General features: G+C 60.1%; 14 protein-coding genes, 1 tRNA gene and 1 pseudogene. 2 read left to right on the plus strand and 14 right to left on the minus strand.

Annotated elements, in window-relative coordinates; translation table 11 throughout:
* A partial coding sequence (locus AC0AP0_RS02135) for an NADP-dependent isocitrate dehydrogenase (RefSeq protein ID WP_490429217.1) occupies positions 1–1,224 on the plus strand: 1,224 nt, incomplete at its 5' end.
* 233 nt (positions 1,225–1,457) lie between these two features.
* A complete protein-coding gene (locus AC0AP0_RS02140; protein WP_490429228.1) occupies positions 1,458–3,020 on the plus strand; it encodes a type 1 periplasmic-binding domain-containing protein in 1,563 nt (520 codons plus the stop codon).
* Here AC0AP0_RS02140 and AC0AP0_RS02145 read toward each other — a convergent pair.
* The 14 genes and pseudogenes from AC0AP0_RS02145 to AC0AP0_RS02210 all read right to left on the minus strand — a co-directional run.
* Entirely contained in the window at positions 2,990–4,825 is a 1,836-nt protein-coding gene (locus AC0AP0_RS02145) for an AMP-dependent synthetase/ligase (RefSeq protein ID WP_490429218.1), read from the minus strand. The genes AC0AP0_RS02140 and AC0AP0_RS02145 overlap by 31 nt on opposite strands.
* Before the next feature lie 110 nt (positions 4,826–4,935).
* Positions 4,936–5,604: a M23 family metallopeptidase gene (locus tag AC0AP0_RS02150; protein ID WP_490429219.1), complete on the minus strand. Its 669-nt coding sequence runs from the start codon at positions 5,602–5,604 to the stop codon at positions 4,936–4,938.
* A 194-nt stretch (positions 5,605–5,798) separates the two neighbouring features.
* Positions 5,799–7,334 (minus strand): arabinosylfuranosidase ArfA, encoded by a 1,536-nt coding sequence (arfA, locus tag AC0AP0_RS02155; RefSeq protein WP_490429220.1) that lies wholly within the window; start codon positions 7,332–7,334, stop codon positions 5,799–5,801.
* A gap of 371 nt (positions 7,335–7,705) precedes the next feature.
* Positions 7,706–7,778, minus strand: a tRNA-Asn gene (locus tag AC0AP0_RS02160).
* A 78-nt stretch (positions 7,779–7,856) separates the two neighbouring features.
* The gene (gene tsaD, locus AC0AP0_RS02165) at positions 7,857–8,900 is read right to left on the minus strand and encodes a tRNA (adenosine(37)-N6)-threonylcarbamoyltransferase complex transferase subunit TsaD (RefSeq protein WP_490429221.1); all 1,044 of its coding nucleotides are present in this window, start codon (positions 8,898–8,900) and stop codon (positions 7,857–7,859) included.
* Positions 8,893–9,405: a ribosomal protein S18-alanine N-acetyltransferase gene (rimI, locus tag AC0AP0_RS02170; RefSeq protein ID WP_490429222.1), complete on the minus strand. Its 513-nt coding sequence runs from the start codon at positions 9,403–9,405 to the stop codon at positions 8,893–8,895. Before rimI ends, tsaD begins: the two co-directional genes overlap by 8 nt.
* Positions 9,402–10,190 (minus strand): tRNA (adenosine(37)-N6)-threonylcarbamoyltransferase complex dimerization subunit type 1 TsaB, encoded by a 789-nt coding sequence (tsaB, locus tag AC0AP0_RS02175; RefSeq protein WP_198190754.1) that lies wholly within the window; start codon positions 10,188–10,190, stop codon positions 9,402–9,404. Before tsaB ends, rimI begins: the two co-directional genes overlap by 4 nt.
* The gene (tsaE, locus tag AC0AP0_RS02180; RefSeq protein WP_490429223.1) at positions 10,187–10,789 is read right to left on the minus strand and encodes a tRNA (adenosine(37)-N6)-threonylcarbamoyltransferase complex ATPase subunit type 1 TsaE; all 603 of its coding nucleotides are present in this window, start codon (positions 10,787–10,789) and stop codon (positions 10,187–10,189) included. Before tsaE ends, tsaB begins: the two co-directional genes overlap by 4 nt.
* Entirely contained in the window at positions 10,786–11,763 is a 978-nt protein-coding gene (gene holA / locus AC0AP0_RS02185) for a DNA polymerase III subunit delta (protein WP_261254797.1), read from the minus strand. Before holA ends, tsaE begins: the two co-directional genes overlap by 4 nt.
* Positions 11,764–11,986: 223 nt before the next feature.
* Positions 11,987–13,984, minus strand: a pseudogene (locus AC0AP0_RS02190) (ComEC/Rec2 family competence protein); the annotation flags it as partial.
* Entirely contained in the window at positions 13,981–14,646 is a 666-nt protein-coding gene (locus AC0AP0_RS02195; protein WP_490429224.1) for a ComEA family DNA-binding protein, read from the minus strand. The pseudogene AC0AP0_RS02190 and the gene AC0AP0_RS02195, both read right to left, overlap by 4 nt.
* Positions 14,647–14,745: 99 nt before the next feature.
* Positions 14,746–17,715: a leucine--tRNA ligase gene (gene leuS, locus AC0AP0_RS02200; protein WP_490429225.1), complete on the minus strand. Its 2,970-nt coding sequence runs from the start codon at positions 17,713–17,715 to the stop codon at positions 14,746–14,748.
* Between the two features lie 75 nt (positions 17,716–17,790).
* Positions 17,791–18,621 carry a glutamate ABC transporter substrate-binding protein gene (locus AC0AP0_RS02205; RefSeq protein WP_490429226.1) on the minus strand — a complete coding sequence of 277 codons (831 nt, stop codon included), beginning with the start codon at positions 18,619–18,621 and terminating at the stop codon, positions 17,791–17,793.
* A 9-nt stretch (positions 18,622–18,630) separates the two neighbouring features.
* The coding region (locus AC0AP0_RS02210) for a magnesium transporter CorA family protein (RefSeq protein WP_490429227.1) at positions 18,631–19,572 on the minus strand (942 nt) is incomplete at its 5' end.

Consider the following 19,572-nt stretch of genomic DNA (forward strand, 5'->3'; position numbering starts at 1 on the left):
ATCGTCGAGCTCGACGGTGACGAGATGACCCGGGTCATCTGGAAAATGATCAAGGAACGGCTGATTCTGCCCTATCTGGACGTGGACCTGGACTATTACGACCTGGGCATCCGCAACAGGGATGCCACCGACGACGAGGTCACCGTGCAGGCGGCTCAGGCCATTCAACGCGAGCAGGTGGGAGTCAAGTGCGCCACCATTACCCCGGACGAGGCCCGCGTAAAGGAATTCGGTCTTAAGCGCATGTGGAAGTCGCCCAACGGCACCATCCGCAACATCCTTGGTGGAACCATCTTCCGCGAGCCCATCGTCATCGACAATATTCCCCGGCTGGTTCCCGGATGGACCAAACCCATTGTGGTGGCCCGCCATGCCTTCGGCGACCAGTACCAGGCGACTGATTTCACCGTTCCCGGGCCGGGAAAACTAAGCGTCGTGTTCACTCCTGATGACGGGAGCGACCCGGTGACCAGACAGGTGACCATCTACCCGGGTCCGGGCGTGGCCCAGGTGCAGTTCAACCTTGATGATTCCATCCGTGACTTCGCGCGTTCCTGCTTCAACTATGCCCTGCAAAGGCGCTATCCGGTCTACCTGAGCACCAAGAACACCATCCTCAAGGCCTATGACGGTCGGTTCAAGGATATTTTCGCCCAGGTCTACGAGCAGGAATACCAGAGTCGGTTCGAGGAAGAGGGACTGACCTATCAGCATCGGCTGATCGACGACATGGTGGCCTCCTCGCTCAAGTGGCCGGGAGGATACGTCTGGGCCTGCAAGAATTACGACGGTGATGTCCAGTCTGATGCAATAGCTCAAGGGTTCGGGTCTCTTGGCCTTATGACCTCCATGCTGATGACGGCCGACGGGCAAACTGTAGAAGCCGAGGCTGCCCATGGGACCGTGACCAGGCATTACCGGCGATGGCTCAAGGGCGAAACCACCTCTACCAACCCGATCGCCTCCATTTTTGCCTGGACCGGCGGACTCAAGCAACGGGCTCGGCTGGATGATACGCCCAAGGTAGCTTGGTTTGCGCGAACTCTGGAAACTGTGGTTATCGAGACCGTGCGCTCCGGCCGCATGACCAAGGATCTGGCCAGCCTGGTCGGTCCTGATCAGCCCTGGCTGGACACCGAGGGCTTCATGGATGCCCTGGACCATGCCCTTGCCGAACGTATGATTTCAGCTGCGACAGAGGCCAGGGACAGCAAGGCGGACTAACAGATCATCACACAGAGCATCATCTCCCAGCTATTGCAAACGGTTAATCTGTTCGGATCGGTCTTGACCGTCTGCCCCTCGGCGAGAATCTTGTCACAAAAGCAAGGAGGCTCCATACGCTCCAGCCCGGGAGCCATACAATGGTTGCTCGGGACCCGGCCAGAGTCGGGCTCTGTCGGGACGAAGGAGCGAATGTGAAGAAGACCGGCTTTGCACGGCATTTGTCCGGCTTGATGACCCTGCTGGCATGCCTGGTCATGGTCGCATCAGCAAGTGCCTGCGGTCCAGCCATAAGCGGGGGGAGACAATCCCCGACCGCCCCGCAGAGCCAGGCGACCTCCACGGCAACTGCCGAAGTACCCGGTCGGGTGGCCATTTTCACTCCCTCTGACGGCATCACCCTCTCCCAGCACACACCCATCAACAAATGGGCCGCCCTGGTTCCAGAGCTCAAGTCGGCACTGACCAAGGAGCATCTTTCCAGCAAGCGCATCGACGCATACACCAGCGGGAATCTGGAGGATCAAAGCAAGGAACTGCAGGATTACGTGGTCAACCGTCTTTCGGAGCGCAAGACCGAAAAGACCTCAGAGCCGACCACATTGGTGGTGGCACCCATGACCTCGCCAGACTCCATTACCCGCCAGTATGGCGACTATATCAGCAAGTCACTGGATGTCGATGCCAAAGACAAGGCGAGTTCGCGTCTGGTCTCGTCTCTGCGTCTGGCTGCTGGTGCGGGCATGCACGTGGTGCTGATGGCCAACCAGGTACCGGGCATTCAGCCGGATCTATTCGTACAGTTGTCTGACGCACGGGCCATTGGTCAGATGCAGGCGGAGAAGCTGGCCAGCAAGCTGGAGCTGGACAAGGCCAGCAAGGACAACCCCTGCCGCATCGAGATCCTGCTGCCGAACCGTCCGGCCGATGCATCCTCTGATGTATCCTCTACTGACACGGGTGCTGAAGCCAACCAGGCTGAACAGGACCAGCAAGAGGATCAGAATTCCTTCCCCGCCCAGGCCTTCGCCGGAATCTGGCAGGTGCTAGGTCCATATTTCAAGGATGGAAGGGCCGACAGTCCCTCGGGACGCCTGCAGGCCGACAGTACCGAACGGGACTGGCAGGCTGTCGCCTTCGATCCAGGCAAGGATGCCTCGGCTACAGGCAAAGAGCTGGCAACCCGTCTATCCATGAACGACGACGCCAAATCCCATACCGAGGTAGACGGCATTCTGGCCATGAACGACTTCATCGTTTCCGGAGTGGTCTCTGAGCTCAGGGATTTAGGATATCGAGGTTCGTCGGCGGACGTCAACCCGGAAATTTCCATATCCGGCATCGTAGGATCCATGGCCGGCCGTCAGGATCTGCACCGTCAGCGCGTGCCCAAACCCGCCCAGAGCCCTGCAAGCCAGAATTCGTCGGGGTCGCAAGCGGATTCTTCGCAGAACACGGGCAAGACCCAAGAATCCACGTCCTCCGACGACCACACCGCCTGGCCCATCATCAGTGGGTATGGCGCCTATGCGGACAACATCCCCCAAATCGTGGATGGACAGCAGTGGATGACCGGGCTGGAAGACAGACTGGGGCTTGCAGGTGATATTGCCAAGGCCTGCGTCAACCTCAACAGCCAGGGGAAGGTGCCAGCCATGGATACGATTCAGACCGTGAATCAGGATGGCAAACAGTTACACCGTCTGTCAAGACCTTTGGTTGCGGTTTCGGCATCCAACCTCAAGGCGACGCTGATCGACACCGGCTACATCAAACCTGCCGATGCTGGTCTTTGAGCATAGATCTCATGCTCGATCCGATCCTCATACCGCTTGAGAACCTCCTGACGGCGGGGCTTGTATGATGCGGTGAGCAAACCGTTTTCACGAGTGAAGTCCTGGTCCAGAATCAGATAGCGGCGGATGCCCTCGGCCCGGGATACCTGAGCATTGGCCGCGTCCACTGCACGGTCGACCTCGGTGCGGATAATGGGGTTCTCCCCAGCCGCAGCGGCCTCTTTCAGGGGCTCAGCGCCCTGGTCCCGCAACCAGCGGTCGACCTCCTCGGAATTGAGGGTGATCAGGGCCGAGACGAATGGCCTGCGGTCTCCGATGACCATGCAGTGGCTGATAATGGGCGAACGTTCAACAGCCGTCTCCAGCAGCGCCGGCGAGATGTTCTTGCCGCCAGCAGTAATGATGATTTCCTTGCGCCGGCCAGTCAGCCGAACGAACCCGTCCTCGTCCAGACTTCCCAGATCGCCGGTCAGCAACCAGCCGTCGCGAATCTGCCTGGTGGTGATTTCTGGATGGTTGTGGTAGCCCATGCAGACATCGGGGCCCTTGACACAGAGCTGGCCCTCCTGGTCGATGCCCACGGTGATGCCGGGCATGGGCAAGCCGATGGTGCCCAGCCGGTAGCCCTTGGTAGGGTTGACCGTCACCGGACCCATGGTCTCGGTCATGCCGTAGCCCTCGAGGAGGGGCAGACCTATGCCGTTGAAGAAGTCCGCAATGTCCCTGTCCAGGGGTGCTCCGCCCGAAATGGCATACTTGACCCGGCCGCCCAAGGCCTCGAGGATGGGATCGTAGACGGTGCCCGTGTACATGAGGTGCTTGGTCTTCAACGACATGGGAACGCGGGTGCCGTTCTGTTGGTGACGGGACCACTGCCTGGCCACCCCTGCAGCATCCAGGAAAATCCTGCCCCTAGCGCCTGTGCCGGCCCGCTGGGATGCGGCGTTGTAGATCTTCTCGAAGATTCGCGGCACAGCCAGGATGAAGGTGGGCTTGAAAGTCTGCGTGTCCTGCAGCAGATTGCGGATGGACCCGGTGAGCCCCAGGGTGAGATCCGTGGCGATGGCGAAGAACTGCAGGCAGCGGGCAAAGGCGTGGGCCAGAGGCAGACAGAGTAGAAGCCGCCTGCCCTCGCCCAAGCAGATGTCAGGAACCGCCTGAGCACCCGAACGAACGGTGAAGACGATGTTGCTGTGACTGATCTCTATGCCCTTGGGCTTGCCCGTGGAGCCTGAAGTGTAGACGATAGTTGCCAAGTCGGAGCCTCGCACCGAGTCGGCCCGGGATTGGAAGTCTGCCTGGTCCACCGCCCGTCCGTAGGCGGTCATGGTGGTCAGCGCCCCCCTTGTTATCACATACAGATCGTTCAGATAGGCACACTGGGAACGAACCGCGTCCACCCGGGCCCTCATATCGTCATCCTCCAGAAAGGCCAAGCCCACGTGGGAGTCGTTGAAGATACGGCGGATCTGATCGGGCGAGTCTGTCTCGTAGACCGGCACCGTAACCGCTCCGATGGACAGGATAGCCATGTCCAGGGCAGTCCACTCCCATCGGGTGTGCGAGACGATGGCCACCGAATCCCCCCGACCTATCCCTCGTGCCATAAGCCCCTTGGCCAGCCCGACCACACGATCCCGGAACTCACGGGCCGTGATGGTGTTCCACTCACGTCCGCTTCGGTATTCAATCAAAGGATCGTCCCCCAGGCGCACCACCCTGTCTTCAAGCAGGGAGAAGACGCTGGCATCGGCATCTATGGGCTCCTCAAGCGGACGCGTGAATTCTTGCTGAATGTTCTGCATGACCACTCCCTGCTGAAACGGCGTTATGCTTAACGATTCTAACCGCTCCCCCGGGCCAGCGATATACCCGGTCTGCAGACGCGCGCGTCATCTGAACGACTGTGGCACTGCTATAAGGGTTTGAGACGAATCCTGTGATTTCCGACTTTAGCGCCGGGATTCAAATAGCGGCCTTGACCGTCTTTGAGACCCCAGTGCAGACAATCCTGAGCACAGTGGTCCGAGACCCCCTCTACTTTCCCCCAGACCGTGCCGGCCTGAAGTCGGGTTCCCGTCGGCAAAGAGCTCTGCGCAGGCTCGTAGGTGGAGACCAGATTGCCGTGACGAATGGAGACCACGTCCTTGCCTGCTACGGAACCTGCAAAGGCGATGACACCGTCTGCCGGAGTCCTGATACGCCTGCCCAGCTGCGCTGCCAGGTCAATCCCACGATGACCGCTCAGCCAAGGATGATCCGGCGGATCAAAGGGACGAATAATAACCTGCGATGCGGCATTATCTCCAGTCAGGGGTTCAAGGGGCCACAGCCAGCCCCGGCGGCAGGCTGCAGTCGATGATGTAACTCGACCGTTCTGCGCCGGAACTCCAGCCGAAGGCAGGGTCGGCGCAGGCTGAGCCATGACAGTTGCCGTGGGTCCTGCGGCCGACAGGACCAGTGCCAGCATCAGCACCAGCAGAGTCCTGGGAAACCAAGGAGGCCGACAGCCGGAAGGCATAATGGGCATCCGGCCGGTAATCCGTTTGATGCCCTTGTTCTTATGGTCACGCGCACAGGCCATAGGTGCACCTTCCCTCCGTCATCGTGGACGCCCGATTGAGCATCCACCATCAGGATGGATTGGATGCCAAGGCCGCGTGAGCCGGAAAGAGGCATGTGGTCGAATATCCAGTCGTCCACATCCAGATGGACCGTAAAGGCACCATACCCGAAAACCTTGAAAGGGTTCCCAGCCCAGATGCCTTTAGCGGCCTTTTAAGCCAAATGAATGACCGTCCAAGAGATGGGAGGCAGCTGAAGATTCAAGGCATCCTCATCCATCTTGATGTCTTTCCGGGCATGCATGACGACCCGCTCCTGGTCTTCAAGAGTGTTGCGTGCCGAGGGGTCGTCCTCATGCAGGGTGCTGACTGTGGCTTGTCTGCGTCGATCCTGTTCAGGCAGGGCGATTCTGAAATCAACACAACTGTCAGGGCTGCGGTTGACCACAAAAACGCTTAGTGAACCGTCGGCACCCCTGACGGCCACTGAATCGGTCATGGGCACCTGACCATAGCGCGAAGTCTCATAGGTGTCGCCGCTTTGCAGACTCTTGAGCACGTTGCCGCCTCGTGCATAACGAGCCGTCAGGGCGAAGGGGTAGAAAATGGTCTGCCGCCAAGCAGGACCGCCGGGCTCAGTCATGATGGGGGCAATGACGTTGACCAGCTGGGCCAGGCTGGCTGCATGAACGACATCGGCATGCCTGAGCAGGGCAATCAGCAAGTCACCCACCACCACGGCATCTGCTGCCGAATAGACATCCTCCAAAAGCGGCGAGCCTAGAGGCCAATTGCCGATGCCTTCAGGCGATCTGCTGGCCTGAGCCTCCTGGTACCATACATTCCACTCGTCAAAGGAGATGAAAACCTGATGATCGCTGCCCAGCCGGGCACGCGAGGCGGCGATGATGGCCGCCACATCGGTGATGAAACTGTCCATGTCCACGCCGGAAGCCAGAAAGCTGGCCATGTCTCCATTCTTGGGTGCGTAATAGGCATGGCATGAGAGGAAGTTCACATTTTCGAAGCAGCGCTCCAGGACTGTACGCTCCCAGAGGCCGAAAGTGGGCATGGTGTGCGAGGAAGACCCGCATACAACCAGATCCAAGTCCGGGTCGATCATCCGCATGGCCACAGCCGTCCGGTTGGCCAGATCAGCGTATTCCTGTGCACTCTTGTGGCCAATCTGCCAGTCGCCATCCATCTCGTTGCCCAGACACCACATCTTGATGCCAAAGGGACGATCATGGCCGTTGGCCCGCCGCCGTTCGGACAGCTCGGTGCCCGATGGCACATTGCAGTATTCGAGCAGGTCCAGGGCTTCCTGCATGCCCCTGGTACCCAGGTTGACGGCCTCCATAAGCTCGTTGCCGCCCAGCTTGTCCAGCCAGTCGCTCATCTCGTGCAGGCCGAATTCGTTGCTTTCGCCGGAGTGCCAGGCCAGATCGAGACGGCGAGGACGGCTTTCGCGCGGTCCCACGCCATCCTCCCAGCGATAGCCCGAAACAAAGTTGCCACCTGGGTATCGGATGGTTGTCACGCCTAATTCCTTCACAAGATCCATGACGTCGCGGCGGAAGCCCTGCTCGTCTGCTGTCGGATGCCCCGGTTCATAGATACCCGAGTAGATGCCCCGACCCAGGTGCTCCACGAAAGATCCGAAGAGGCGATCGTCAATGGGTGTAGACTCCTGCTCCTCATCCACCTTGAACTGTGCCCCGCTTCTGTGATTTTGCCGCCCTTGCGTCACTGTCTGGCTCCTTCGTTCTGACTTTATCGTCAATGATTCTCGTCCATCTCCAAAACTATGGATCATCTGAATAGTACAACGTTGCTAATTCGGCCAGGCACCTGTCTGTCGCCTCATGCAATACCGAAAAGGTGCCTTCCGGGTGCCAAACGAAAGGCTACATAATCATTCAGCTGTCATGAAAGAAGCGAATCTCCAAAATAAAATGACATCATCAATTCCTGGATTAGGAGACTCCAACAGCAATTCAATAGACTGATCGTCCCGATACTCGTGTTGACAACAACCAAGACCATTGGGAATAACAGGATTGCATGTGTCTGAAAAATCGCACAATATAAAGAAACCGCCGGAAGACCGGCGGTTGAGAGCTCCCGCAGCTGGGCTTGAACCAGCGACATTTCGATTAACAGTCGAACGCTCTGCCAACTGAGCTATGCGGGAATGTCCCGTTCAACTCTCGCTGAACACAATTACCATACTATAGTCAGGACCTTCGTATCCGACAACTTGGCGTGTCGATTACATGAGGATCTTGTCCATCGGCATGGCTGAATCAATAGAGAAGTCAGGAGCAGAGGGAGGCAGGCCGGCCTGAACCAGATTGACGCCCAGCATGGCCACCATGGCACCGTTGTCCGTGCACAAGTTGATCTTCGGAATACGGACCTTGACGCCCTCCTCGTCGCCGAACTTCTGAAGGCTGCCGCGCAGCTGCGAGTTGGCCGAGAACCCGCCGCCGACAATCAGGGTATCCGTGTCGAACCGGTGACAGGCAGCCATGGCCTTGCGGGAAAGGACGGTAGCCACGGAGTCTGCCAGCGAGGCGCAGACATCATCCACGGGAATGTCGAGCCCGGCCTGCTGTCTGCGCTCGACCCATCGAGCCACTGCGGTCTTGACCCCCGAGAAGCTGAAGTCATAAGGATGCTCGGCTCCGGCCCGGCCCTTTGTCAGCCCCTGGGGCACGGCGATGGCGTGGGGGTCGCCCAGACGGGCATGACGGTCGATGTGGGGACCGCCCGGATAGGGGAAGCCGAGCAAACGTGCAATCTTGTCGAAGCACTCCCCCGCCGCATCGTCCAGTGTGGTGCCCACCACCTGGACCGATCGCGCCAGATCATCCACGTGCAGCAGCGAGGTGTGGCCGCCGGAGACAATCAGAGCCAGGGCATTCTGGGGGAATGGACCGAATTGGAGCTGGGTGACCGCTATATGGCCGATGACGTGGTTGATACCGTACAAGGGCTTTTTCGCCGCCCAAGCCAGCGCCTTGGCACCGGAAACGCCTACGGCCAGGCATCCAGCCAGCCCAGGACCGGCCGAGACCGCTATGGCATCGACCTGGGACAGGTTCATATCCGCATCGTTCAGGGCCTTGGAGACGACCGGCACAAAGGACTCAGCGTGTGCCCGTGAGGCGATCTCGGGTATGACGCCGCCATAGCGGGCATGCTCGTTCATGGAGGATGCCACCACGTTGGACAACAGCCGGTTGCCCTGAACCAAGGCGGCCGCGGTCTCGTCGCAGGTGGATTCGATGCCAAGCACCAGAGGCTCACTCATGGTCAATGATCCTTTCCTGTCCTTTCGAAAGCTTGTTGCTGCCAAAGCCCACCGGGCCCGGTCCCACCGAGATTAAGGGCCTGGTCATAGCCCAGGCATCCACATCTTCAGGCTGATAATAGCCTTTGCACAGACCCATCCGTGAGAAGCCAAAGTCCTCGTAGAGGTCGATGGCAGCGGAGTTGTCTACGCGCACTTTCAGGTTCATGCGCTGCAGACCCTCGCGATCGGCTCCAGCGATCAGCATGGACAGCAAGAATCCAGCAATGCCTCGATTCCGGGCTTCCGGCAGCACCCCGATGGTCATCAGCTCGGCATCCCGTTCACCAGACCAGTAACCTCCGTAGCCCAGGATGGCTCCCTGGTCATCCCATACCAGGTAGGTGCGTGAGGGCGCAGACAGCTCGAACCGCAGCGCCTGCCGACTCCAGGCTTGGTCGCCGAAAACGCTCGCCTCCAGATCGACCAGCTGGTCCAAATCCCCCGAGGCCACCCCGCGAATCATGACTGGACGGCTACGTGTTTGAGCGGATTGGGCACGGAGACATCCGGCCTACGAAGGTAAAGCGGCTCCACAGGGTCGATCAGCCCCTGTTGGGCACGTCGGCATGCACAAGCAGCCATCAGGCTTGTCCCGTCAATCCTATCCTCCAAGAAGGATCCCTCGTCCAGCACAACCCGTATATCAGATTGCTTGTTCAGACGCTCCCATTGGTCAGCGTAGCGACCGGTTCCGTGGCCGCTAACGACCATGGTGACAGGATCTTGGTCGGGGGATCTCCGCTCTTCTACCATGGCCGCGATCTTCTCACAGATAGCTGCTGGATAGTCGATGCTCATCTCGGTCAGTGGCCTGGCCTGGCCCTCCACGTCTCCAAAGTCGTCAAAAAGACGATAGTAGAGCTGGCGACGCCGAGCATCATTGACTGCCAGGACCAGGAGCCGGGTATGGTCTTGGTCCTGCTGCTTGAACTGGCTGTAGGCATAGCGGGCTTGCGGCTCCAGGATGTCCTGTCCAAGCAGACGGGCACCCGTGGCAAAAGCCAGGGCCTTGGCGGTGACGATGCCTGCCCGCAAACCAGTGAAAGGCGCAGGACCCAGTCCCACTACGATGGTCCTCAGTTCGTCTGCAGACAATCCAGCCTGGTCCATGACCTTGGCGATATTGACTTGAAGACGTTCCACATGCGAGCGCGAGTCGGTCTCGATGCAGGGCTCCCTCCCGGGCAGCCCCACAGTCGAGCCATATGAGGTATCGATCACTAAAAGGGGCGTATCGCTCCCGCTCATGCCGTCATCGCCTTTCTCAGCTCCTCCAGTCTGGTGGCCCATGAAGGACCTACTCCACGCAGACGTACCATACGCTGACCCTGGGAGCTGGGTGGCGCGTCAGGATCTTCCCGGGCGTCCACGGGTCGGCTGATGGTCACTTCCAAACGTTGATCGGCCAGCGCCGAGGCCATCTGCTCCCCCCATTCCATCAGGATGATGGTGCTTTGACCCGGATCTTCCAATTCCTCATCCAGACCAAGGGACTCCAGCTCGTCCAGAAGCCGATCCACGGCATCTTCGCCAGGCAGATAATCCTGTCCGCCCAACCTATAGGCATCCACATGAATCAGGGTCACAGGTGAGCCGTCGGACAGATGGCCGTGCAGCTCTCTTGCGATGGTGAACGTGGGCGAGACTACAGGGCCGTCCACTCCAAGTCCGCTGCCCAGCCCCTGGGCCAGCGTGGTCTTGCCCGCCCCCAGAGGACCGGACAGAAGAATCACATCCCCGCCATGCACACACGAGGCCAGGTTTCTGCCCAGGCGTTGCATGTCCTCGCCCGTAGGCACGGCCAGCTCAAATCCATCCTGCTGACCGGCGCTGTCCTGCAGGCTCATGCCAATGTCCTTCCCTTGGCGGCAATCAGCTCCACTGCCCGTTCCAGAGCATAGCGAGTATCGCCGCTGCTGGTCTTGCTGACCTCATCTGCCTGGGCCAAGGCCTCAATGCAGGCCGCCAGACCGGAGGAGGTCCATCCATGCAGCTGCCGTTTCGCCTCCCGCAACTGCCAGTAGGCGGCCTTGGCCTCGGCTGTTGTGATGGATCCCGATTCAATGGCCGCCTCCTTGCCCAGCGTCCGCAACTTCAGAGCCAGTACTCCAATTAGAGAAACCGGTTCATTGCCCTGTTCCAAAGCTGAGCGCAGGGCGACAACGGCTTGGGCCGGTCGTCCAGCAAGGGCCCTGTCCGCCACGGCGAATCCGGATACAGCCGGATTATCAGTCAAATACCGGTTAACGATCTCCAAGGTCATGGGGTCCTGGTCAAAATCGAAACAGAGCTGGGAGCACATGGCGGCCAGTTCAGGAGTACGTTCGCCCAGGACATCCACCAGACGCTGGGCTGCCCGTGGCTGGATGCGGCGCTGATGGGCCTTGAATTGTCCATAGACGAAGTCGATCTTGTCATCGAACTTCTTCAGATCCGGCATCCGCTCTATGACTGCTCCGACTCGTTCCATCTGGTCCAAAAGCCTGCGGCCCCGGTTGCCCCCGTCATGACGTGCGATGACAATGCTGGATTCGGATTCTGCCGGCTCGCGGCAAAAATCCACCAGGGCCTGAGTCAAGGCCTCATCGGCCGCCTGCAGATCATCCAGAAAAACCACGGCCGTCTGACTGAGCAGGGAGGGTCCGACCGCCTCCTGAAAGGCGTAAGCGTCGCAGTCTGCCGCGTCCATTTCTATGTATTCGCTGTCCGGATGGGCTGCACATGCCTGTGCACACAGTTCCTTGACGCGTTGCCCGTTGAGGAAGGGATCGCCACCGACCACCAGATGGACGGAAGGGTTCTCCTGCTGAGCTTTGGTCATGCCTCAAATCTCCCTTCATCACTGGACATTGACGTCGGTCGTTTTTGAAGACTAACTGGGCCAAAAGTCCATAGGTCTGTTGCAGCCAGCCCCTGATTGACGCCCAGGCCGACGGCCGAAAGGGAACCCCCGAAGCCACGTTTGTCACAGTTGACCATGAACAGTCCCGTTTCCGGACGCGGATGAGTCGAATCAGCCGGTGATCAATCACGGCCATGAGACCCAGACCAAGCAGGCAGGCACTGCCAACTGGCCCCGATGGCCAAGCCGCCGGAGCAATAGCCTCGCCCATCCATTTGGCGGCAAAAGCCATAACTCCGGTACCCAGGGAGGTCAGTCGGGCCAGCAAGAACCCCACTGGAGGCCACACCCAGGAGGTGAGCAGAGCCAGCAGGCCGGTCACTGTGGCAGCATCGACCACAGGAGTGACTAACAGGTTGGCCAGCGGGGCCAGCAGAGGCAGTCCTGGACTCATCAGCATCTGCACGGGCAGCGTCCCGGCCTGGGCACACAGGGTCGGGGCCAATGGACGTGCAAGAAGTGCAGGAAGATGGCCTTCAAGAAAGGCCGTCAAACGCCGGTTGCCCAGACCGATGCCCAGCACGGCTGCGCAGGAGAGCGCAAAGCCGAAACTTGCTGCCATGGAAGGCCGCAGAATTAGTATCAGCAGCACACACCAGGACAGGGTGTTCAATGACTGGGCAGGCCGACAGGCAGCCAGAGCCAATGCCGAAAGAAGTCCCATGGCCTGAGCTCGCAAGACTGAATCCCCGGGAACCATCAGCATACCCAAACCCATATAGGCTGCAGACAAAACCAAGGCCATCAGCAAGGGCGGCGAGCGTAGGGCCCGCATGATCGAAACCAGCAGCGAGGCCAGGATCATGAAGTGTCCGCCGGAGACGGCCATCAGATGCAGGATGCCAGATGCCCGGAAATTCTGGGTTAGACGAGCAGCATATGCAGGCTCCACTGCCGGTCTGCCCAGAGAACCACCCGACCCGGGTAGGGCTTGGTTACCAAGGATGCCCATGGTCAACCCCGGCACCAGGATTCGCCCCTGGTCATCAAGCCTGCTGGTCTGTTCAAGAAAGGCCTTTTGCATACGAGCTATCAATCGTCTACAGGGCCCTGGCGGCCTGACCTGTTGCAAGCCATTCTCCACGGCCAGCCAAGGCATAGGACGGCCGTACGTGGGGGGCGCCAAAAGGCCTCGCGCACGATACTGTCCGCCCTGCTGGAACAGGCATGACCGGCTGCGAGCGAAGAGCACGATCCGTTCATCGGAAGGCATGCGCACCCCGGCCAAAGTCACCCATTTCAGTTTTAATTCCGCCTGACAGTCCCAGCCTCGCCGAGAAGATGCGCTCATAGGGCCCACAGCTCGGCCATGCACCTCGGCAAGTGCCTTCCCCTGCCGAATCTGACGGGCTGCAGGCCCATTACGCACTGATTCATGACCAACTGCAGCGGCAGTTGCTACAGCCAAAGCCACCGCAGTCAGGACGGCGAGCATTGGTAGCCTCCGAGGACCAAACCAAGCGGACACCAATGTTTGCAAGGCGGAAACAAGCATGGAAGAAGAACGGAATGAGGAAGACCTGCAATCAGAATAGCGCCTGAACCCGGTGTATGAGCGTTTGTCTGAGAACCGGCGCAACGACTGAATCCGGATATCCCAATGAGTCGTATTCTTATAAACGGTGTCTTTGGTGTTCGTGGTATTCACGCAGGGTGCATTCCGATGGTTTTCGTTCCAACGACTTTTGTCCCTATGATTCTTCTGCCCAGGACTCGCACAAACTCGGGACAGCTGGTTACGTCTGCGTAAGCGAGGGGACCGCCGACATATCTGACTTCTGCAATCGGGATCCTCGGTGGCGGACAAGCAGACGAGTTTGATGGCAAGCAGGACCATTGCAAGGAGTAATGGAAGCGCTAGGGCAAGCGGCATTTTCCAGACCGCCATGCCCATGCTTCCACCGGGTGTACTCCCGCCGGCCATAGCGCCTCTGGACTCCTCCGCCGTCTTGGCCCAATCACCGCTCTTGCCTGATACTGGCATGACTCCGCCCATGCTCCTGTCCAGAAGCCATGGGACCAGTAGTGCAACCGCCCAGGCCAGACAGGCAGCGGGGAGCATTCGAAGATTGCAGCTGCCGTTCTCCTGATCAATTGCATCGTGAACCCCAGCGTGAACTCTTGAATGAACGGCCATCATTGCGCCATCAAATATGGGCGTAAGCGGGCCAAGGTCTTGGCACCGATGCCGGGGACATCCAGGATCTGGTCTACCGAAGTGTACCGACCGCCGATGGCGCGCCGGTGCTCCAATATTTTTGCAGCCTTGACCGGGCCAATTCCCTTGACATTTTCCAGATCCTGCTGGCTGGCGCTGTTAAGATTCACGCGTCCCGCCCGGTCTGCTGACTCCGAAGAGGAACTGGGGGCCGGCACAGCAGGGGCATTGTCGGCCTTTTCAGTATGTTGGGCGGAGTCTGAGGCCGGATCGGCCTGCTCGCTTACTACTGCGCTCGAAGTGTCCCGGCTACGTTCGTTACCCGAGGCTTGCTTGCCTCGGTGTGCAGCGCTGTTCACATTACCGTTCGCAGGAGCCGATGAACTGGTCCCGGATCCGTCAACGGCTGCTCCTGCAGCCAGCGCCCGTCCCTGCTGGGCCAACAGGGTCAGACTTAGGGCAAGAGCCGACACCAGAATAAGGATGGCTGTCAAGGCCTGGAGGGGCGTAAACGACCAGACGGGCCGATCCCGTCGGACCTGGGACTTGGCCTTGCCTTCGGCTGACCCCTCCGAACGAACCGATTGATTCAGGGCCAAAGCCTGTAGGGGCGGCGCTGGCGGCTGGGTGATGTTGATGCTCATGGACCCAGCCTGGCATGAAAAGTCCCCCGATATGAGGTCGGGGGGCTATGTGGTCGAAGGTCGTCATCCGTCCACAGCCTGGCTGCGGACAGTACAGGATCAGGCCGGCACGACCGAAACGATCTTAGGGGCCTTAACAATGACCTTCCGCGGCTCCTTGCCACCCAGCCGCTCCTGGACGGCGGGCAGTTCCAGGGCCATGGCCTCGAGTTCATCAGGCGCGATGTCGGGACTGACCTGCAGCTTGCCGCGGACCTTGCCTTTGACCTGGACAACGGCGGTGACCGTGTCCTCACCAAGATAGCGATCATCCCAGGTCGGCCACTGGGCGTGCGCCAGGGACTCCTTGTGTCCCAGACGGCTCCAGAGCTCCTCGCAGATGTGGGGGGCGATGGGCGAGAGCATGAGCACCAGGGGCTCAATGGCTGCCCTGGGCGTCGGATTCAGCCCGGTCAGATGGTTGTTGAGCACGATCATCCTGGCGATGGCCGTGTTGGGCCGCATGGCCTCCATCTCCACCGTCACGTCGTGGATGGTGGTGTTGAGCAGCTTCAGGGTCTTCTGGTCGAGCTCACCCTCGTCCAGAACCACCTCGCCGGTCCGTTCGTCCACCACGTTGCGCCAGAGCCGCTGCAGGAAGCGCATGCCGCCCACCACGTTGCGCGTATTCCAGGGCCGGGACTCGTCCAGGGGTCCCATGCTCATCTCGTAGAGGCGGAAGGTGTCGGCCCCATAGGTGCGGTACATGTCGTCAGGGGTGATGATGTTCTTCAGGCTCTTGCCCATCTTGCCGAACTCGCGATTGACCGGCTGCCCCTGCCAGGTATAGCTGACCTTGCCGCCCTCATCATGCTCCTCCACCTCGGCAGCGGGCACGTATTGGCCGCGCTGGTCCGTGTAGGCGTAGGCCTGGATCATTCCTTGGTTGAAGAGCTTGTGGAAGGGCTCCTTGGACGAAACGTAACCCAGATCATAGAGCACCTTGTGCCAGAAGCGGGCATAGAGCAGATGCAGTACCGCGTGCTCAACACCGCCCACGTAGAGGTCGACACCGCCTGACTCCCCGGCCGTGGCGTTGTGCCTGGGCCCCAGCCAGTAGTCGTATTCCTCCGGATCGACCATGTGCTGGTCATTCTTGGGATCGATGTAGCGCATGTAATACCAGCAGGAGCCGGCCCAGTTGGGCATGGTGTTGGTGTCCCTGTGGTAGACCTTGGGCCCGTCACCCAGGTCCAGGGTCACGTTCACCCAATCCTGGTTGCGGCTCAGCGGGGCCTCCGGGCTGGACTGGGCATCCTCGGGATCAAAGGTCTTAGGCGAGTAGTCGGGCACGTCCGGCAGGGCCACCGGAAGCTGATCGTCGGGCAGCAGGTGGGGCAGGCCCTGATCATCATAGACCACCGGGAAGGGCTCGCCCCAGTAGCGCTGACGGGAGAAGAGCCAGTCGCGCAGCCGGTAGGAGACTGTCCCATGGCCCACGCCTGCCGACTCCAGCCAGGCAGTGACTTTCTCGATGGCCTGGTCAACCCGCAAACCATCCAAGCTGAGCGAGTCGCCAGCGGCCTGGGTTGTCTGAACCGAAGAGTCGACCACAATGCCGTCGTGAGAGACGAAAGGTGCCTTGCCCCGATAGTCGTCCAAGGTCTGTCCGGACTCAGCCAGTGGACTGACCGTGTAGACGACGGGAAGGCCGTACTTGACGGCGAAGTCGTAATCGCGCTGATCACCGCCTGGCACAGCCATGATGGCTCCGGTACCGTAGTCCATCAGCACGTAGTCAGCAGTGAAGATGGGCAACTTGGCCCCGGTGATGGGGTTGATCGCGTACAGCCCGGTAAACAGGCCGGTCTTGGCTCCGCCCTCATCCACGCGATCCTTGGCTGTCTTGGCCTCGGCGGCCCGTCGGTAGGCTTGCACACCCTCAGCAGGATTGACATAGCCGCCCTTCCACTGCTCGGGCACATCCTCAGGCCACTCCTGTGGCAAGTGCTGCAGCAGGTCGTGCTCTGGGGAAACCACAGCGAAGGTAGCACCGAAAAGCGTGTCAGGACGGGTGGTGTAGACCTCCATGGTCTGATCGCCGTCAGGGCTGGGCACGGTGAAGTCCACCGAAGCCCCGTGTGACTCCCCGATCCAGTTGCGCTGCATGAGCTTGACCTTATCGGGCCAGTCCAGGATATCCAGATCCTCCAGAAGCCGGTGGCCGTAGGCGGTGATGCGCATGGACCACTGCTTGAGCTCACGCTGGTAGACCGGGTAGTTGCCTCGTTCCGAGCGCCCCTCGGCGGTCACCTCCTCATTGGCCAGGACCGTGCCCAGTCCGGGGCACCAGTTGACCGGCGAGCGAGAGATGTAGGCCAAACGGAAGTCGTTGAGCACCTCGGAGCGCTCGGCCTCGTCCAGGTCATCCCAGGAGGCATCGGCATGGCCGGGGATGGGCCTGCTTCCGGACTTGAAGGCCTCAACCAACTCGCTGATGGGCCTGGCCGAGCCCGTCCCTCCATCTGCACGGCGGTAGTCGGGGTCATACCAGGACTCGTAGATGCGCGAGAAGATCCACTGTGTCCAGCGCACGTAGTCGGTATCGATGGTGGCGAAGGAGCGGCGGTCGTCGAAGCTGAGCCCCAGCCGGTGCAGCTGCCACCGCATGTTGGCGATGTTCTGCTCAGTAGTGACCCGGGGGTGCTGGCCGGTCTGGACCGCATACTGCTCGGCGGGCAGGCCGAAGGCGTCATAGCCCATGGCATGCAGGACGTTCTCGCCCTTCATCCGGTGATAGCGGCTGACCACATCGGTGGCGATGTAGCCCAAGGGGTGGCCCACATGCAGGCCCTTGCCCGAAGGATAGGGGAACATGTCGATGACGAAGTAGGGACTGCGGCCCCCAGCATGATCTCCCTGGGCATCCGTCAAGTCGCCCTTGGTGTTGGCGGCCCAGAAGGTGCCCTCCTTGTCCCAGCGCTGCTGCCAGCGCTCCTCGATGGTCTGAGCCATGGCGGCATCGTAGCGGAATTGAGGCTGTTCGGATTCCTGGGTCTGCTGATGATCCCTGTCTTCATTCGCGTTCATATCGTGAATTATCGCCATTCACATGGACACAGCCAGGCTTATGTCCAGCATCCGTCATCCTGACCGGAGCTGTGCTCAGTGGTCGCCAGGCTGCAGGGTGCGAGCTGCGGCATTGATGGAGAAGCCGATGGACTTGGAGGCCCGACCCAGGGCGGCCTTGAAGGATCCGTCCCGCATCATCCTCTTCAAGGCCTGGTCGATGACATCCACCAGCTCCGGATCCCCGTGGGGCACGCCGATACCGTACCGTTCATGGGAGAAGGGATTGCCGACCAGACGCAGCTGGCCGCCGCCGCGAACATGAGTCAGGCCGGCCAGGGCAAAGTCGTCGCCGCTGGCGGCATCAGTGTCCCCGCTGAGCAGGGCCGTGACGCACTCGGGGAACTCCTCCCGCTCCTGTACCTGAGCTTGTGGGGCCAGCGAGCGCACCAGAGCCCCGGAGGTGGACCCAGCTGCCACGCAGACCCGCTTTTGGGCCAGATCCTCCACCCCGGCGATATCGTTCTGAGTGCGGCGAACCAGCAGGTCCTGCCCCGCAGCCAGGTAGGGCCCGGCGAAATCCACCAGCTTTTGCCGTTCCTGGGTGATGGAATAGCCAGCCACGACCATGTCTACCTGGCCTTGTTCGAGCATGCGCTCGCGGTCCGCAGGCTTCACCTGGCGGAAAACGATCTGCGACTCGGCGTATCCAAGCTCGTGGACCACGTACCGGGCCACATCCACATCCAGACCCCAGTACTGGCCGGACTGGGCGAATCCAAGCCCGGGCTGGTCGAAGGAGATGCCCACGCTGATCTTGGGCCCGATGGAACCAGCCCGGTAGCGATCCTCCTGGCGGCCGCACCCGCTCATGGGCACCGCCAGAACCAGCGCCACCAGAGCCGCCGCAATCCTGCGTGCAAACATAATCGGCCCCTACTTGAACATTCTCGAGCGCGTCAGGAACCAGGTTACCAGGGCGGTCAGCAGGCCTGACAGAATCACCACGACCGCAAATCCCCAGGGCTTGTCGGTAAAGGGCATGCCGAACATGCCCTGGTTGAAGTTCATGCCATACATGGAGAAAATCAGCGTAGGCACCGACAGGCTGATGGAGATGATGGTGAAGATCCTCATGACGTTGTTGACGTTGTTGGAGACAATGGAGGCGAAGGCGTCAGTCATGTTTGAAAGCACGCTTGAGTAGATGTTGGCCATCTCGATGGCCTGCTTGTTCTCGGTAATCACGTCGCCCAGAAGATCCTCGTCGTCCGGGTAGCGCTTGATCCGCTCCAGGCCGGTCAGCTTCTCCAGGACGATCTCGTTGGACTTGAGGCTGGTGGCGAAGTAGACCAAGGTCTTGTTGAGCTCCAACAGCATGAGAATCTCTCTGTTCTGCATGGAGTGGCGCAACTTGAGCTCCAACCGGTCCGACTCGCGGTCGATGATGCGCAGGTAGCGCAGATAGAGGGTGGCGTTACGGTAAAGGATCTGCAGGATGAAGCGGGACTTCATGAAAGTGTTGAAACCCCGAATGGTGCCCTCCATAAAGGGATGGAGCAGAACTGTGTCCTGCATGCAGACGGTGACAATCAGATCCTCGGTGACGATGATGGAGAGAGGAATGGTCTCGTAGTAGTCCCGCCCGTCGCGCTCCTCGGCCCGGGGAATGTCGACGATGACCATGGTGTATTCGTCCTCCACGTCCACACGCGAACGCTCCTCATCGTCCAAGGGCGCACGCAGGTCTGCCAGGTCTATGCCGGTGGTCTGGGAGACATTAGCCAGCTCGACATCAGTTGGCGCCGATAAGCATATCCATGAGCCCTTGGAAGCCTTGCCGATCTGCTCGATCTGCCCGTTCATGGTGCTGAATAC

Source organism: Bifidobacterium sp. POST2/T3 (B1) (assembly GCF_058197115.1).

Bases quoted from the DNA above. Each gene is read 5' to 3' on its own strand.
- AC0AP0_RS02140 (WP_490429228.1), top strand. From the start codon at position 1,458: ATGACCCTGCTGGCATGCCTGGTCATGGTCGCATCAGCAAGTGCCTGC.
- AC0AP0_RS02145 (WP_490429218.1), bottom strand. From the start codon at position 4,825: ATGCAGAACATTCAGCAAGAATTCACGCGTCCGCTTGAGGAGCCCATA.
- AC0AP0_RS02150 (WP_490429219.1), bottom strand. From the start codon at position 5,604: ATGGCCTGTGCGCGTGACCATAAGAACAAGGGCATCAAACGGATTACC.
- tsaD (WP_490429221.1), bottom strand. From the start codon at position 8,900: ATGAGTGAGCCTCTGGTGCTTGGCATCGAATCCACCTGCGACGAGACC.
- rimI (WP_490429222.1), bottom strand. From the start codon at position 9,405: ATGATTCGCGGGGTGGCCTCGGGGGATTTGGACCAGCTGGTCGATCTG.
- tsaB (WP_198190754.1), bottom strand. From the start codon at position 10,190: ATGAGCGGGAGCGATACGCCCCTTTTAGTGATCGATACCTCATATGGC.
- tsaE (WP_490429223.1), bottom strand. From the start codon at position 10,789: ATGAGCCTGCAGGACAGCGCCGGTCAGCAGGATGGATTTGAGCTGGCC.
- holA (WP_261254797.1), bottom strand. From the start codon at position 11,763: ATGACCAAAGCTCAGCAGGAGAACCCTTCCGTCCATCTGGTGGTCGGT.
- AC0AP0_RS02195 (WP_490429224.1), bottom strand. From the start codon at position 14,646: ATGAGCATCAACATCACCCAGCCGCCAGCGCCGCCCCTACAGGCTTTG.
- leuS (WP_490429225.1), bottom strand. From the start codon at position 17,715: ATGAACGCGAATGAAGACAGGGATCATCAGCAGACCCAGGAATCCGAA.
- AC0AP0_RS02205 (WP_490429226.1), bottom strand. From the start codon at position 18,621: ATGTTTGCACGCAGGATTGCGGCGGCTCTGGTGGCGCTGGTTCTGGCG.